This is a genomic window from Paenibacillus wynnii, assembly GCF_000757885.1.
Classification (GTDB): Bacteria; Bacillota; Bacilli; order Paenibacillales; family Paenibacillaceae; genus Paenibacillus_AQ; species Paenibacillus_AQ wynnii.
Map to the genome: position 1 here is coordinate 304,134 of NZ_JQCR01000003.1, position 13,922 is coordinate 318,055.

At 45.4% G+C, this 13,922-nt stretch carries 16 protein-coding genes; 8 read left to right on the top strand and 8 right to left on the bottom strand.

Annotated features, from left to right (window positions below):
• Nucleotides 1–5: 5 nt before the first annotated feature.
• From PWYN_RS16565 to PWYN_RS16590, 6 genes are all read left to right on the top strand, one after another.
• Entirely contained in the window at nucleotides 6–740 is a 735-nt protein-coding gene (locus PWYN_RS16565; protein WP_036654306.1) for a glycerophosphodiester phosphodiesterase, read from the top strand.
• Nucleotides 741–775: 35 nt separating this feature from the next.
• Nucleotides 776–1,399: a fumarylacetoacetate hydrolase family protein gene (locus tag PWYN_RS16570; RefSeq protein ID WP_036654308.1), complete on the top strand. Its 624-nt coding sequence runs from the start codon at nucleotides 776–778 to the stop codon at nucleotides 1,397–1,399.
• Nucleotides 1,400–1,440: 41 nt separating this feature from the next.
• Entirely contained in the window at nucleotides 1,441–2,244 is an 804-nt protein-coding gene (locus tag PWYN_RS16575; protein WP_036654310.1) for a DUF92 domain-containing protein, read from the top strand.
• Between the two features lie 55 nt (nucleotides 2,245–2,299).
• On the top strand, nucleotides 2,300–2,902 hold the full coding sequence (locus PWYN_RS16580; RefSeq protein ID WP_036654312.1) for a TetR/AcrR family transcriptional regulator: 603 nt from the start codon (nucleotides 2,300–2,302) through the stop codon (nucleotides 2,900–2,902).
• A 307-nt stretch (nucleotides 2,903–3,209) separates the two neighbouring features.
• Nucleotides 3,210–5,138 (top strand): ABC-F family ATP-binding cassette domain-containing protein, encoded by a 1,929-nt coding sequence (locus PWYN_RS16585; protein WP_036654314.1) that lies wholly within the window; start codon nucleotides 3,210–3,212, stop codon nucleotides 5,136–5,138.
• 156 nt (nucleotides 5,139–5,294) lie between these two features.
• Nucleotides 5,295–5,627, top strand: coding sequence for a hypothetical protein (locus tag PWYN_RS16590; RefSeq protein WP_036654316.1), 333 nt, complete (start codon nucleotides 5,295–5,297; stop codon nucleotides 5,625–5,627).
• Between the two features lies 1 nt (nucleotide 5,628).
• On the opposite strand, the gene PWYN_RS16595 is transcribed toward PWYN_RS16590, so the two are convergent.
• From PWYN_RS16595 to PWYN_RS16620, 6 genes are all read right to left on the bottom strand, one after another.
• Entirely contained in the window at nucleotides 5,629–6,453 is an 825-nt protein-coding gene (locus PWYN_RS16595) for a hypothetical protein (RefSeq protein WP_052088047.1), read from the bottom strand.
• On the bottom strand, nucleotides 6,437–7,480 hold the full coding sequence (locus tag PWYN_RS16600; RefSeq protein ID WP_036654317.1) for a M42 family metallopeptidase: 1,044 nt from the start codon (nucleotides 7,478–7,480) through the stop codon (nucleotides 6,437–6,439). Before PWYN_RS16600 ends, PWYN_RS16595 begins: the two co-directional genes overlap by 17 nt.
• Nucleotides 7,481–7,516: 36 nt before the next feature.
• Nucleotides 7,517–7,837, bottom strand: coding sequence for a LapA family protein (locus tag PWYN_RS16605; protein WP_036654319.1), 321 nt, complete (start codon nucleotides 7,835–7,837; stop codon nucleotides 7,517–7,519).
• A 103-nt stretch (nucleotides 7,838–7,940) separates the two neighbouring features.
• Complete coding sequence (gene pepF / locus PWYN_RS16610; RefSeq protein ID WP_036654321.1) at nucleotides 7,941–9,731, bottom strand: oligoendopeptidase F; 1,791 nt, start codon at nucleotides 9,729–9,731, stop codon at nucleotides 7,941–7,943.
• A gap of 212 nt (nucleotides 9,732–9,943) precedes the next feature.
• Nucleotides 9,944–10,114, bottom strand: a complete 171-nt coding sequence (locus tag PWYN_RS29625; RefSeq protein WP_036654323.1) for a hypothetical protein — start codon at nucleotides 10,112–10,114, stop codon at nucleotides 9,944–9,946.
• 5 nt (nucleotides 10,115–10,119) lie between these two features.
• Complete coding sequence (locus PWYN_RS16620) at nucleotides 10,120–10,353, bottom strand: hypothetical protein (protein ID WP_036654325.1); 234 nt, start codon at nucleotides 10,351–10,353, stop codon at nucleotides 10,120–10,122.
• A 172-nt stretch (nucleotides 10,354–10,525) separates the two neighbouring features.
• On the opposite strand from PWYN_RS16620, the gene PWYN_RS16625 reads away from it, so the two are divergent.
• Nucleotides 10,526–10,723, top strand: coding sequence for a cold shock domain-containing protein (locus PWYN_RS16625; protein ID WP_036654327.1), 198 nt, complete (start codon nucleotides 10,526–10,528; stop codon nucleotides 10,721–10,723).
• A 261-nt stretch (nucleotides 10,724–10,984) separates the two neighbouring features.
• Entirely contained in the window at nucleotides 10,985–11,728 is a 744-nt protein-coding gene (locus PWYN_RS16630; protein WP_036654328.1) for a YebC/PmpR family DNA-binding transcriptional regulator, read from the top strand.
• Between the two features lie 93 nt (nucleotides 11,729–11,821).
• Here PWYN_RS16630 and PWYN_RS16635 read toward each other — a convergent pair whose 3' ends face one another.
• Nucleotides 11,822–12,472: a nitroreductase family protein gene (locus tag PWYN_RS16635; protein WP_036654332.1), complete on the bottom strand. Its 651-nt coding sequence runs from the start codon at nucleotides 12,470–12,472 to the stop codon at nucleotides 11,822–11,824.
• A gap of 55 nt (nucleotides 12,473–12,527) precedes the next feature.
• Nucleotides 12,528–13,796, bottom strand: coding sequence for an MFS transporter (locus tag PWYN_RS16640; protein ID WP_157261200.1), 1,269 nt, complete (start codon nucleotides 13,794–13,796; stop codon nucleotides 12,528–12,530).
• Nucleotides 13,797–13,922: the final 126 nt, after the last annotated feature.

Consider the following 13,922-nt stretch of genomic DNA (forward strand, 5'->3'; position numbering starts at 1 on the left):
TCCTTATGTTTAAAAATCTGTGCGTTGCCCATCGCGGGTTTTCCGGCAAAGCTCCGGAGAATACGTTAGCAGCCGTTCGAATGGCTATTGCATTACCTTATGTCCGCTGGATGGAGATCGACGTTCAATTGTCTAAAGATGGTGTGCCGGTCGTCATACACGATTATAGTCTGGACCGCACGACCAATGGCCATGGTAAGGTCAAGGATATGAATTGGGAGCAAATGAAACGGCTGGATGCGGGAAGCTGGAAAGGCCGTGCTTTTAGAGGTGAAAAAATGCCTTCTCTTGAAGAGGTGTTGGATCTTTCTAAAGGCCGATTGCATCTTAACATTGAACTGAAGACGGTAGGGAATGTATATCCGGGTATCGAAAAGGCAGTTATCAACCTTATCTCCTCCAAAGGCATGCGGGATGAAGTGGTTCTGACCTCATTTGAAGCAGGTGCCCTACAAAGAGTGAAAGAGGTAGATCCGCGTGTCAGCACGGGACTTATCTTTGATTCCAGATCAGGAGATCCTGCGAGGCTTGTCCATGAGCTGGGTTGTTCTTTTCTGTCCATAAGCTTTGAGCGTCTGAATCCAAACTTAGCCAAGCTGCTTACAGAGCAGGGAGTGAAGGTTATGGCCTGGACGGTGGATAAAGCGAAAGAGATGCGCCGCCTCGCAGACATGCATTCTGATATAATGATCTGTACGAACCGTCCGGATGTTTGGGGCGATACGTTTTTGGGAGTATAATAACTACAAATCGACGGGAAAGAGGCTGATGCCCAATGTGCGCTACTGTTAATAACTTATACTGCGTTGGACGTAACTACAAACTGCATGCGGAGGAACTCGGCAATAAAGTGCCGACAGAACCCTTAATCTTCATGAAACCCTCTCATGCGGCTGTTCCCCTCGACAAAGCAATCATTCATCTTCCGAAGGATGCAGGTCAGGTTCATTACGAAGGCGAGCTTGTTCTGCGCATCGCACGTGATTATGTTCCGGGAATTAGTGTAGAGGAACTCGTTGATGTCATGGCCTTGGGGCTTGATTTCACTCTTCGTGATGTTCATAATGATCTGCAAAAGAAGGGCCTTCCCTGGACCGCAGCCAAAGGTTTCAAAAATGCTGCACCGTTAACACCGTATATTGCGTTTCCAGATCAGGAAGAGCTTGAGGCAACTGATTTTATTGTTTTGAAAAACGGTGTTGAGGTTCAACGCGGAAATGTAAAGAACATGATATTCTCGCTTCAGAAAATAGTTGACTTTATCGCAGCCCGTTACGGGCTTGGTAAAGGTGATGTTATATTTACAGGGACACCGGAAGGTGTAGGCCCTACTGTATCAGGTGATTCATTCGAGCTGTTCTGGGGCGATACTCTGATGGGTACCTGTCTGATTGGATAAGTAAAATAGCTGTAACTTCAGCAACAGCGGGAGTGGAATGTATGCAATGGGTAATCGGCGCTTGTGGCGCTCTGATTGTTGCCGGTGCTGCTTATTATAAGCAATCCTTAAGCCTTTCCGGCATGTTGGCTGCAGTGATTATGGGTACGGTTTATTTTGGCGCCGGGAATGCCTTTTGGTTCGGTATTCTGCTGCTTTTCTTCATCTCCTCCAGTCTGCTGTCCAAGCTCCATCATGAAGATAAGGCAGAATTGGAACTGACTTATGATAAAACAGGCCGTCGTGACGCCGGTCAAGTCTTCGCTAACGGAGGCATTGGCATGGTTGTGGTACTGCTTAATGTGTTGTATCCTCTAGAAATATGGGAGTACCTATTTGTAGGAGTAATGGCTACAGTAACCTCAGACACATGGGCTACAGAGATAGGGACGCTTAGCAGAAGACCTCCCCGGTCTGTTCTGACAGGTAAAGTTCTGCCTACTGGGGCGTCAGGGGGAGTATCGCTTACGGGTTCAATTGCTGCAGCAGGGGGCGGTCTACTCATCGGGGCGGCCTCATGGCTGCTGCAGCTTGCCGCTGGTATGCCGGATCGCTCGTTCATCCTGCTGACACTTGCCGGTCTCTTTGGTGGGGTGGCAGGAGCCTTTGCCGACTCTATACTCGGTGCAACCGTGCAGAGGATGAACCGCTGTACGGTCTGCGGTCGAGAGGTAGAGGGGAGCATACATTGCGGTGTAGCGACTGTGCAATCACGCGGCTGGCGGTGGATGAATAATGATGCTGTTAATTGTATCAGTTCTATAATCGGTGGTATCGTGGCATTACTGATCGGTATTCTTGGTTGAGCATGTTATTTGATTATATCAAAGCCACGGGTTGGCATAGTAAGGGGGTGAACCGATGAGCAGCGTATCCAACGACAAACATACAGCCATACTGGATGCCGCGTATACGCTCTTCGGTTCAGGCGGGTTCTACGAAACGAAGATGTCGGACGTTGCTGAGCAGGCAGGTATCGCCAAGGGTACTGTATACTTATATTTTAAGAGCAAAGAGGAATTATTCCTCGCCGTCACACGTCGAGATTGTGAAGGCTACCTTGAGCAGTTGGAGACAAAGCTTAAGGCTCAAAGGGGTTTGGCTGATAAGCTCTCCGTGATCGCGGAGCATCACCTATTTTATTATTATGAACGCAAGCAGCATACCAAGCTTTTTTTTCGGGCACCGAATAATAACCCGGAGCTGGTAGCTTATATGGCCTATTTTATGGAACAATACATGCAGGCGGTAGTGAAGGTGCTCGTGGAGGGCGGAGGCTCTGAACCCGAATTGATGGCGCAGTCCTATATAGGAATGCTGGATCGTCTTAAAATGGATATTTTGTTCGATCCTTCCTTTTCGGAGACAGATGCTCATAAACGGGCCCAATTTGCCGCAAGTCTCTTCATAAGAGGGGCTATGGATAATTTGCACCCTTTTCAGGGTGACAAGTTAGCAGAGTAGAATAGATTTAGAGACCGTCCGGTTTCCGGGCGGTTTTTTGAGAGTAGAAGAGTAGACAACTATATACACTGTATTAAATAACAACCTCGGGGTGGTAGTAACGAAAGGGGATTTTGGAACTGGAAGAGCGTCAGCGACCGCCTTTGTCTCCGGATTTCATCCGCGGACAGCGGTTCAAATCAAAGAAATCGGGAGACAACAGCGGCTGGAAGTCCAAACATTCACTGTAGTATCTACCACACTCCCAACGAGTAAGTCTTTAGTACAATCTATATAGTTTAAAATATAAAGCAAGCGAGGAACAAGTATGAATATTATGACTCTGGAACACCTCTCCAAAAGCTATGGCGAGAAAATTTTATTCAATGATGCTTCATTTGGTATGGATGAACGAGATAAGATCGGTGTTATCGGTGTAAATGGAACCGGAAAATCAACTTTTCTACGTATCATTGCTGGTCTGGAAACTCCGGATGAAGGACAAATTGCGATCGGAAATTCGGTGCGTGTACAATTTTTAGCTCAAAACCCGCCTTACAACCCCGAGAATACAGTGCTTCAGCAAGTTTTCGCCGGAGATGAACCGGAGCTTGTGATGATGCGTGAGTATATGGAGACGATGTCACTGCTGGAGACTCAACCCGGCAACAAGGAGTTGGAGAACAAGCTTGTTCAGATTGGCAATGATATTGGTTCGGCGGATATTTGGCATTTGGAGAGTGAAGCGAAAAGTGTACTCACTAAGCTTGGCATTACCCAGTTTGATGCACTTATGGAGACTCTTTCAGGGGGGCAGCGTAAACGGGTTGCTCTTGCAGCAGCACTAATTACACCGTCCGAACTGCTTATCTTGGATGAGCCTACCAACCATATTGATACAGAATCCGTATCCTGGTTAGAGCAATATTTGAAAAAGCGACGTGGTGCCTTGTTAATGGTTACGCATGATCGTTATTTTCTAGATCGAGTGGCAGACGTTATGTTGGAACTCGACGGAGGGCGTTTGTTTAGATATGAAGCGAACTATTCACGCTTTTTGGAATTAAAGGCTGACCGTGAGGAACGTGAGGCTTCTGCGGAACAGAAGCGTAAAAACCTGCTCCGGACGGAACTGGCCTGGATTCGACGCGGGGCTAAAGCCCGAACAACTAAGCAAAAGGCCCGAATTGACCGCTACGAGAAGCTTAAAGATGGGCAGGTCAGCAGTTCAAACGGTACTTTAGATATTTCGGTTGGTTCGACACGTCTAGGCCGTAAGATTATCGAGATTCATGATTTGACCAAAATTCTTGATGGGCGTGTGCTCATTAAAGATTTGACCTATATTGCTGTACCTCAAGATCGGGTTGGAATCATCGGTAAGAATGGTAGCGGCAAATCAACATTGTTGAATCTGATTGCTGGAAGGCTTCAACCGGATGGCGGAGAGGTTCAACTCGGTACTACAGTGAAGTTGGGTTACTTCACCCAAGAACATCAGGATATGGATGACACCCTGCGGGCTATTGAATATGTGAAGGAAGAGGCAGAGGTGATCAAAACTGCGGATGGCAGTACGATTACAGCCGGTCAAATGATGGAACGTTTCCTATTTCCTCCTGCAGCACAATGGACTCCGATTGCGAAGCTTTCCGGAGGTGAAAAGAGACGACTCTATCTGCTCCGTGTATTGATGGGTGCACCTAACGTGCTGCTGCTGGATGAGCCGACCAATGATCTGGATATCGGCACGCTAGCAGTACTGGAGGATTATCTGGATGAATTCCCAGGGGTTGTATTCACAGTATCTCATGATCGCTATTTCTTGGATCGAACCATGGACAAGCTTATTGCTTTCGAGGACGGAGAGATCCGGCTTCATGTCGGCGATTATACCGAATACGAGGAATGGATGGCAAAGAATGTTCCTGTCCGTACTTCGCTGCAAAACGAGAATCCTCGACGGATTGCGGCTCCAGTGTCAACACCTGATACAGTTGCTCCACCATCACTCAAGGATAAACCTAAGTTCACCTTCAAAGAACAACGTGAATACGAGGGAATTGATCAGCAAATTGAACAGGCGGAGAATCTTATAGTTGATATTAGTACGAAGATGGAGGCGGCTTTTGCCGACTCTGGGAAGCTGCAAGAGCTAACCAAGCAGCAACAGCAAGCGGAAGCTGAACTGGAGCGTCTGATGGAGCGCTGGACGTATTTAAATGAACTAGCAGAGAAGATTGAGGGTAAGGCGTAACATGAGTTGTAATTTAACAGATGCTTTTATAAGCTGGCTTCGGGTAACCGAGGCCGGCTTTTTTATGCAGCTGGAGATTTTGAAAGGAGGATTATGTAAATTGGATACCGAACAAGTCAGAGAATTCAAAAAGTGGAAATAAGGGAGGTGTGAACGATGTCCAGGCGAACCACAGGAGTAATTTTCATCGCAATAGCAGCTTTTTTGTATGCCACACGATATATTTGCGGAACCTTGCTGACCGTAAATTCAAATATGAATTTCATCGGTAACCATGAGATGTACGTCACGGCTCTAGATACCCTAGGCTCGGGTCTGACTATATTCAGCCTGCTTTCTTTGGTTATTGGAGCAGGTTATTTAATATGGGCAGATTTTGGAGGTAAACTACGAGAAGTAAAGAAACAATATGACATCATGGAAGAACAGTACTTTAAGCCCGTTGAACTAAGGGAGACTAGTCCTGACAAAAAAGTGGATGGCGACTAATTTAGTCACCACCCACAGCAATCATCTGTACAACCATACGTTTATCTCCGACTAACACGGCCTCACTTGCATTCATTTGCGAGGAACCGTCTCCGTCCAGAAAGATACCCTCTGGATCTTCACCTGGAACAGACTCCAATATAGCTGTACGGAACTCACCGGCGGTGCATCGGCTGGGAGTAACTATAAGCCAGAGCTTGCTGGTATTGTCATACACCAAGCCTGAGCGCATTCTCAGTTCGTCTGCATAGGGCAGGTGCTCTTGCATCGCAGAGGACTGCCAGAGCCCTTGATCCTGTAAATTCATGCTGATCCCGCCTTGAGCCCAATACTGAGTACGGTCGCTGACCTCTAAGTCATCCCCTGAAGAGGCAACCTGTACCGAAAGCTTGCGAGTCTCGCCATCCCATACCAATGTTCCCCGCGGGTATTTGGCATTGAACCATCCAGATCCATAGGCTTTCTTGTCCCCACTTACCGGAATGTCGTTCATGATTGCAATAGATAAGAGGTCTTTACCGTAAAAGAAACCGCCATTTATTCCGTAAGCCGCCACCTGTCTGAGAGGAGACCCCGCGGCCCGTAGAATAATATTCTCAGGAGATACGGACATCATGTGCAGCCTTATTTTTCCCGGACTCTCTTTTTCTAGATAGGAATAGGAGAGGGGGAGGCCGTCAAAGACCTCCTTAGGTTGCGACTCTTTAGCCAGAAATGAAGCTGAAACCCATATCACTAAGGCCAGCAGTGGGATTATGACTAGCAGCCATTGTTTATGTACCCAAAGCTTGCCCAGCCTACGGCTGTCCTCAGTTTGCGCCGACATAAGCGGCCAGCAGCTTGGCTGTGTTTATCACGGCCAGCTTGTGTGTCCGTTCCATAGAATGGGAAGCGTGGACGCCAGGCCCAATGAGAGCTGCGCGTATGTTATTACCGCCTCTTAAGGCGGCAGAAGCATCAGAACCGTATTGCGGGTAAATGTCGACAGCGTAAGGGACAGCCAGTGCCTCGGCCAGCTCTATTAAGCGGCCTGTCATCACGTAATCATAAGGACCCGATGAGTCTTTGGCACAAATAGAGACATCCGTTTCCTTGCAGCTAAGATCATCTCCCATGGCTCCCATGTCCACGGCGATCATCTCATTGATATCAGCAGGGATCCACGAAGCTCCGTGTCCAACCTCTTCAAAATTGGAGATTAACAGAGAGAGATTGTGCAACGGCTTCCAGCCCTCGCGCTTCATACTTTCGAGGAGTCCAAGTAATGCGGCGACACTTGCTTTGTCATCCAGGTGCCGAGATTTAATATAACCGCTAGGGGTAATAACCGCTCTGGCATCAAAAGAAATAAAATCACCAACAGAGATCCCTAGCTTCATAACTTCATCCTTAGAAGAGACCAGCTCGTCAATACGAACCTCCATGTTCTCCTCCTGGCGCTTGAAATCGCGTGCATCGGGATATACATGGACCGAGGGATGACTGGTCAGAATGGTGCCGGTGTATGTTTTACTGCTACGGGTATGGATTACGCAGTATTCATTCTCTATGCTGTGCATTGTGAATCCTCCTACAGAAGTAAGACGAAGCGTACCGTTGGATTTAATAGAGCGGACCATAGCTCCAAGCGTGTCTACGTGAGCGCTGATTCCAATGGTGCGGGAAGGGTCAAGACCTGGAACGGTCAGGATGACACCGCCTTTTTCATTCCAAGTTAGGGGTACATTGAGCGCTGCAGCCTCTTCGGCAACAAGGTTCATGACCTGTGCAGTAAAGCCACTAGGGCTGGGTGTATCGAGCAGCTTTTTGAGAATGGAAAGAATGTAGTCTTCATTAGGTTGAATGGTAAGCAAGGGTTAGTCCTCCTGTTCATTATTGGAAAATAGTAGCTAAAGCTGAGTCGAATGGGAAGTTGATATCCGATCATCTTCGATATTCATAGACTCCATAGAAGTATTGGCCTCACGGAGTTTAGTTAGTTCTGCGGTCAAAATTTTGATTTGTTTTTGCAGCCTGTATTGGCGGAATATGCCGTAAGAGCCCACAATGATTCCACCAATAAGGGCACAGCCGAGGATCACTAGAATAAGCGGGATACTGACTACATCGAAACCGAAATTAACCTGGACCGGATCTACGTTGATAACAGCAAACAGGGCTGTTAGCAGAGCGAAGATAAGACCGGCAATAAGCGACCATTGAATTTTCATAAAGAGCCCCTTTTTGAGAGTGATTTTACTTTCATACGGTCTAAATGTTAAAATCCCCTGCCCGAAGCGGGCAAGGGACTATTGTAATTCTACGCTTCCCGTGTTACTTGGTCAACTCTTCCATCTGAGCGATTACACTTTCAAAAACACTCATCGCTTCGCGGATCGGTTCTGGAGAAGACATGTCAACGCCGGCTTTAGTCAAAATGTTAATGGAGTAGTCGCTTCCGCCACTCTTCAGAAAACCGAGGTATTTGTCCACCGCCGGTTTGCCCTCTTCAAGAATTTGCTTGGCGAAGCTGGTTGCAGCCGAGAATCCAGTCGCATACTTATACACGTAGAAGCTGTTGTAGAAATGCGGGATTCTGGCCCACTCCATCTCGATGTCCTTATCTACAACCATACCCTCGCCATAGTACTTCACGTTGAGGTCATAATAGATCGCTGAAAGATCCTTGGAAGTTAGAGATTCACCTTTCTCAGCACGCTCGTGAATAATCTTCTCAAATTCAGCGAACATGGTTTGCCGGAACACGGTAGTACGGAACTGGTCGGCATAGTAGGTGAGCAAGAACATTTTTTCCTTCGGATCTGTGGACTTATTCAACAGGTAATCCATCAGAAGAGCCTCGTTGGTAGTAGAAGCCACCTCTGCCAGGAAAATCGTATATTGGGCATCGCGGTATTTCAGAGCATTATCTGAATAATACGAATGCAATGCATGGCCCATTTCATGAGCCAATGTGAACATACTGTTGAGATTATCGTTATGGTTCAAGAGGACATAAGGATGGGTGCCGTAGGCTCCCCAGCTGTATGCGCCTGTACGTTTGTTCTCGTTCTCATATACATCTATCCAGCCTGTGTCGTAGCCTTCCTGAAGTACGCTCAGATAGTCTTCACCCAGCGGTTTAAGCCCTTCTTTGGTAATCTTCTTGGCTTCTTCAAAGGTGATATCCATTTTATATTCATCAACAAGTGGTGCAAATAGATCATACATATGTAGCTCATCTACACCAAGGAGCTTTTGACGGAGCTTCATATAACGATGCATCAACGGCAAGCTTTCGTGAATGGTATCAATAAGGTTCGTGTAGACCTCTTTTGGAATGTTGTCGCCGTATAGTGACATTTCCAGTACAGAAGGATATTTGCGCACTCGTGAGTAAAATACGTTTTTATTAACATTGGCGCTGAGTGTTGCAGCGATTGTGTTTTTCTGTTTGCCATAGGTTTCATAGACTGCCTTAAAAGCGTTCTTCCGAACCTCGCGGTCTGGACTTTCCAAAAACTTAATGTAGCTGCCATGCGTTAATTCAACTTCTTTGCCGTCTTCATCCTTAATCTTAGGGAATTTCAAATCGGCATTATTCAGCATGCTGAATATACTTTGCGGTGCTTGGGAAAGGTTGCCTACTTGTGCTAGCAAGGCTTCTTCGGCTTTAGAAAGAACATGCGCTTTCTCGCGTTTCATCTCTTTGAGAGTGAAGGTGTAGTCAGATAACTCAGGATTCGCAATGAATTGATCCAGCGTTTCTACAGGCAATGCTAGAATTTCCGGTGTTACAAAAGAGAGTGCCTCACTGGCTTCTACATTCAGCTGCTTCGATTTCTGAGCCAAACCTTGGTAGACAGAGTCAGCGGTATCTTCATCCTGCCGCATGTGCGCATATACATAAAGACGTTCGGTATTTAGCGATAGCTTATCATCCAGTTGGAAACAATCCTTTAGGGCATCAGGGGAGTCCAGCTTACCCTGAAAGTCGGAAGCTTTTTTAATCAGCTCTTTAGCTTCTTCATATGCTTGATCCCATTCAGACTGGGAAGAAAACATGTCTTCAAGCTTCCAGCGATTTTCGGCAGGCACTTCACTTCTCTTCAATAATTGTTCCATTGTAATCCTCCTTGAATGATGATATGAAGTAGGCATATTCTTTACCGGAAGCCTGGCGGATAGTAAATCACCCGAAAGCAGGCTAAGCGTTAGCAGAATAGGGAGTGACTTGGTTGGTATGGACAAATGGGCTGCCTCCTAGTAATCAAAGGTCAGCCTAGTATGTCCTACCAGATCAAGATTATTTATCCTTATCCTGCGTTGTACAGAATTTATGCCAACAAACTATAGATAACGAAAACAAAAGCCAATACAATCATAATTACTGCTGTCAAAGCCATCCCCCGCTTAAGCTTGGGAGGCATCTTGTCCTTACCCATAATGAGTACTGCACCTAGGCAAAGGACAAGAATTACATAAATGGTTAGGTTCTCAGTGTCCATTATGCTTATACCTGTTTGAATGCTGCGATGATGTTTTTATACTCTTCTTCATTGTCTTTGTATGACTCTTTGTTGAAGCGATTGTTTACCCACTGCATCATGGCAGGACGGCTTAGAAAAGTATGGGTTTCTTCTCCCCATTGATCAGAAATTTCTCGAAGGACAATATATTTTCCTTGTACTTCAACGGTCATCATGTTCCATTTGTCTGTTTTGTATATTTCATGTTTTTTAATCATTGTTTATTCCCACCCTGGCTATTTTTGGCTTTTGGGTCAATGATAACGCACACACGAAGGGAAAAGCAAATTAAATCCACTTTATGCTTGTTCCTCAATTGATTTGAAGAAAATGCTGGAGTATAATGTAAGTATACGCCATATATGGCGCTATTTTTAGGAGGTTGTTCATTTGAAAGGTACAGTTAAATGGTTTAATGCAGAAAAAGGTTATGGTTTCCTTCAAGTTGATGGCGGCGAAGATGTATTCGTTCACTTTTCAGCAATCCAAGGCGACGGTTTTAAGACTTTGGACGAAGGCCAAGCGGTTGAATTTGATGTTACTGACGGTAACCGTGGACCCCAAGCAGCTAACGTAACGAAATTATAAGAAACGGCTTAGACAGCTCATCTGTCTGCTATAAATATACTGCTAGTAAGATTCGTGGATTCATGTCCACCAACTAGTCATAGATTACACAGTTCTCTTTTGGGAACTGTGTTTTTTTCATGCATTCATCTAAGTAAGTGGGCTGAGAAATGTGTTGGTGTATAGGCTTTGACCGAACGTATAAGGAAATGATAAACTAGAATCGTACCCTTTGTTTGGGAAAAGAGAGTAGAAAGTCATTTTGATGGGGAGCGTTACGTCATGAAGTTTAAATTATTTAAGGATCGTAAAGGCAAGGCCGATCAAGCCAAGAATAACAAATTCGTTAAGCTGGCTCGCGAAATTTATGTCCAGGCACGTAAGGGTGGGCCTAATCCGGAGGCAAACTTCGGACTGAAGACAGCTATCGCCAGCGCAAGATCTATCAATATGCCTGTTGATAATATCGATAGAGCGATTAAGAAAGCCATCGGCGGTGGAGAAGAAGTTGATTACGAAGAAATTTATTATGAAGGTTATGGGCCTGGCGGCGTAGCAATTATGGTCAAATGTCTTACAGACAACCGTAACCGTACGGCTGCTGATGTTCGGTCCATTTATAATAAACGGGGCGGCAATATGGGAGAGTCCGGCTGCGTTTCTTATATGTTCGATGAGAAAGGCGTTCTGGTAATAGACCGCGAAGCCTTCGCAGACTTGGATGAAGATACGGTGATGATGCAGTCTCTGGAGGCAGGTGCGGAGGATTTATCTGTATCTGAGGAAAGTTTTGAGATTCTTACACATCCTCATGAAGTTGAGGCCGTAAAAAGCGAGCTGGAAGCACAGGGCTATACTTTTGCAAGCTCTGAGGTCCGCTGGATTCCACAGAATACGATTGATGTCGAAGGTGAAAATGCTGAAAAACTGCTCAAAATGATGGATGCCTTCGAGGACAATGATGATGTTCAAGATGTATACAACAATTTTGAAATCAGTGATGAGGAAATGGAACGTATCGGCTAATAGGGTGATGATTTGAATATTAAAAGGACCTTGCTCTCTGAAGTAGTAGAGCAAGGTCTTTTTATATAGTAAGGCAGTACCTAAGCTTACCGCTTACTCAATGACAGTTAAGATTTCTGTTACTTCCTTGCGCGCCATAATTTTTCTCGCCTGTATCGCAGGATGGCCAAGAGCAACGACCATATTGATAACCCGATCGTCTGGAATAGTCAAATAATCACGAAGCTCTTGTTCAGCCAGCAGGACGGGGCCAGTCAATGGACAAGTCGCCAGACCTTTGGAGTGAGCAGCGAGCATCATGTTTTGAATAGCAAGACTGCTGCTCTTTAAAGATTCCTCAGCCCATATAGATGCACTTCCAAATTCAAGCGGATCAAAGATCCGATCTCGAAACTTGGATGCATATGGAGTACTGAGACATACAAGCAGCACCGGTGCATTATTGAACGCAGTGGCATAAGGTCCGAAAGATTTCAGCAGTAGTTTTGCTTCCTTTTTAAGGCCTATATCTTCAGCTGCAGCTGCTAGAATATGAAGCTGCTTCCAAGTAATGGTGTCAATCTCTTTTATCTTATCGCGATTCATTATGGCAATAAATTCCCAAGTTTGTGAATTGGTATCGCTTGGTGCATAACGGGCGCAATCAATAATATCATGAATGTCGCTGACGGTGACACTTTCCTCACTGAAGTCTCTAATACTCCGCCGTGACTGTACTAGTTGCCTGAATTCTTCAAAGAGCATTTCTGTTTTCCTCCTACAGTTGTTACCAGGTACTAATAGCTGATATTAAAACTAATTATAACGTAATTTTTGGAGGCTGAGAAGTCTCATCTGTTTCGAGAGGGGTATGCTGTATAGTCGGATGAATACCTGAATCCAATGCATGTTTGCCAAGAAATCCAGCACAAGCAGCAAGTGAAAAAATCATGGCTACGGTGTAGAAGAAGGATCTTCCGGATTCTTCAAATATGATCCCTCCGAAGGTACCGCTTAGCAGACCTGCAGCGCTTGACCATACAACAGTGAAAATAGCAAGACCTGTAGCGCGTAAGTGGTCTGGAATGATCCGAGAAATGTAGCGAACCGCGGTCACATAATAAATTCCAAAGGTCACGCTGTGCATAGCTTGAATGGCAATCACTGAGCCTGGATGATCCGCCCAGGACATAAGAATGAAGCGTACTGCATACATAAGGCTGGCAAATGCAAGCAGTGGCAATTCTTTAAATCTATCACCGTACTTACTAAGTGCGAAGAATACTGGAATCTCACTGAGTGCGGATGTAAGCAATGCCCATCCAATGAGTTCGTCTCCTGCGCCCATCTCCTTAAGGCTGACAGTTAAAAAAGCTTCGTTCATGCGGTGGCCTAAAGCCAGAACAAAGACGCAGCTAAAAAACCACAGTACCTCTTTCTGAAAAAGAATCTCCCGCAGCCCGTTTTCTTTGGGCTTTGGAACCTGAGAATTTGCATTTCTTTTATTAGGAGTGTCAGGGGTAATTTTCTTAACATCCTGCAACCACCATGTAATGATGAGAGCCGTTATAATTATGATGAGACATAATGTCATGCTCCAGGAAGTTCCTAAGGCTCTAAGAATATAGCCAATGGTTAAAGCAAAGAACGCATAGCCGAGCGAACCGAACACCCGTATAGATATGAAGTTGCGGCCATGTTTCTGTGCGGTTTTAATAGCCATTGTATCTGCGAGGGGGAAAACTGGGTAATAGAAGAAATAGAAAAAGGACAATATAAGCATAACTGATGTAAACTCGGTAGCTTTCGATAATAGGAGTACCGAAATCAATTGTCCGCCTAATAAAATCATCATAATTTTCTTGATTGTACCCAGCCGATCACTTATCATACTCCAAAATAGATTAGAGAGAATGGAAATTAGCGGTCCTAAGGAATACAATAGACCTACCTGAGAATTGCTGAAGCCCAGATGTCTGTAAAAAAGCGGGAAATAGGAGACCGCTAGAACACTGGTGCCAAAAATGGTGAACATAAACGCACGAAGCCAGTTCTGATCACTATAACTGCTGTGGGGATACTCTTTCATAACCTTGTAGTTGCACTCCTCCAATTAAGAAATACGGATAGTATAGCATAAGTAAAGTATACATGTGGGTTAAAACAGCGGTGTAATAGAATCTTTTATAGGTTCGATAAGTGATTTTGTTGTTTG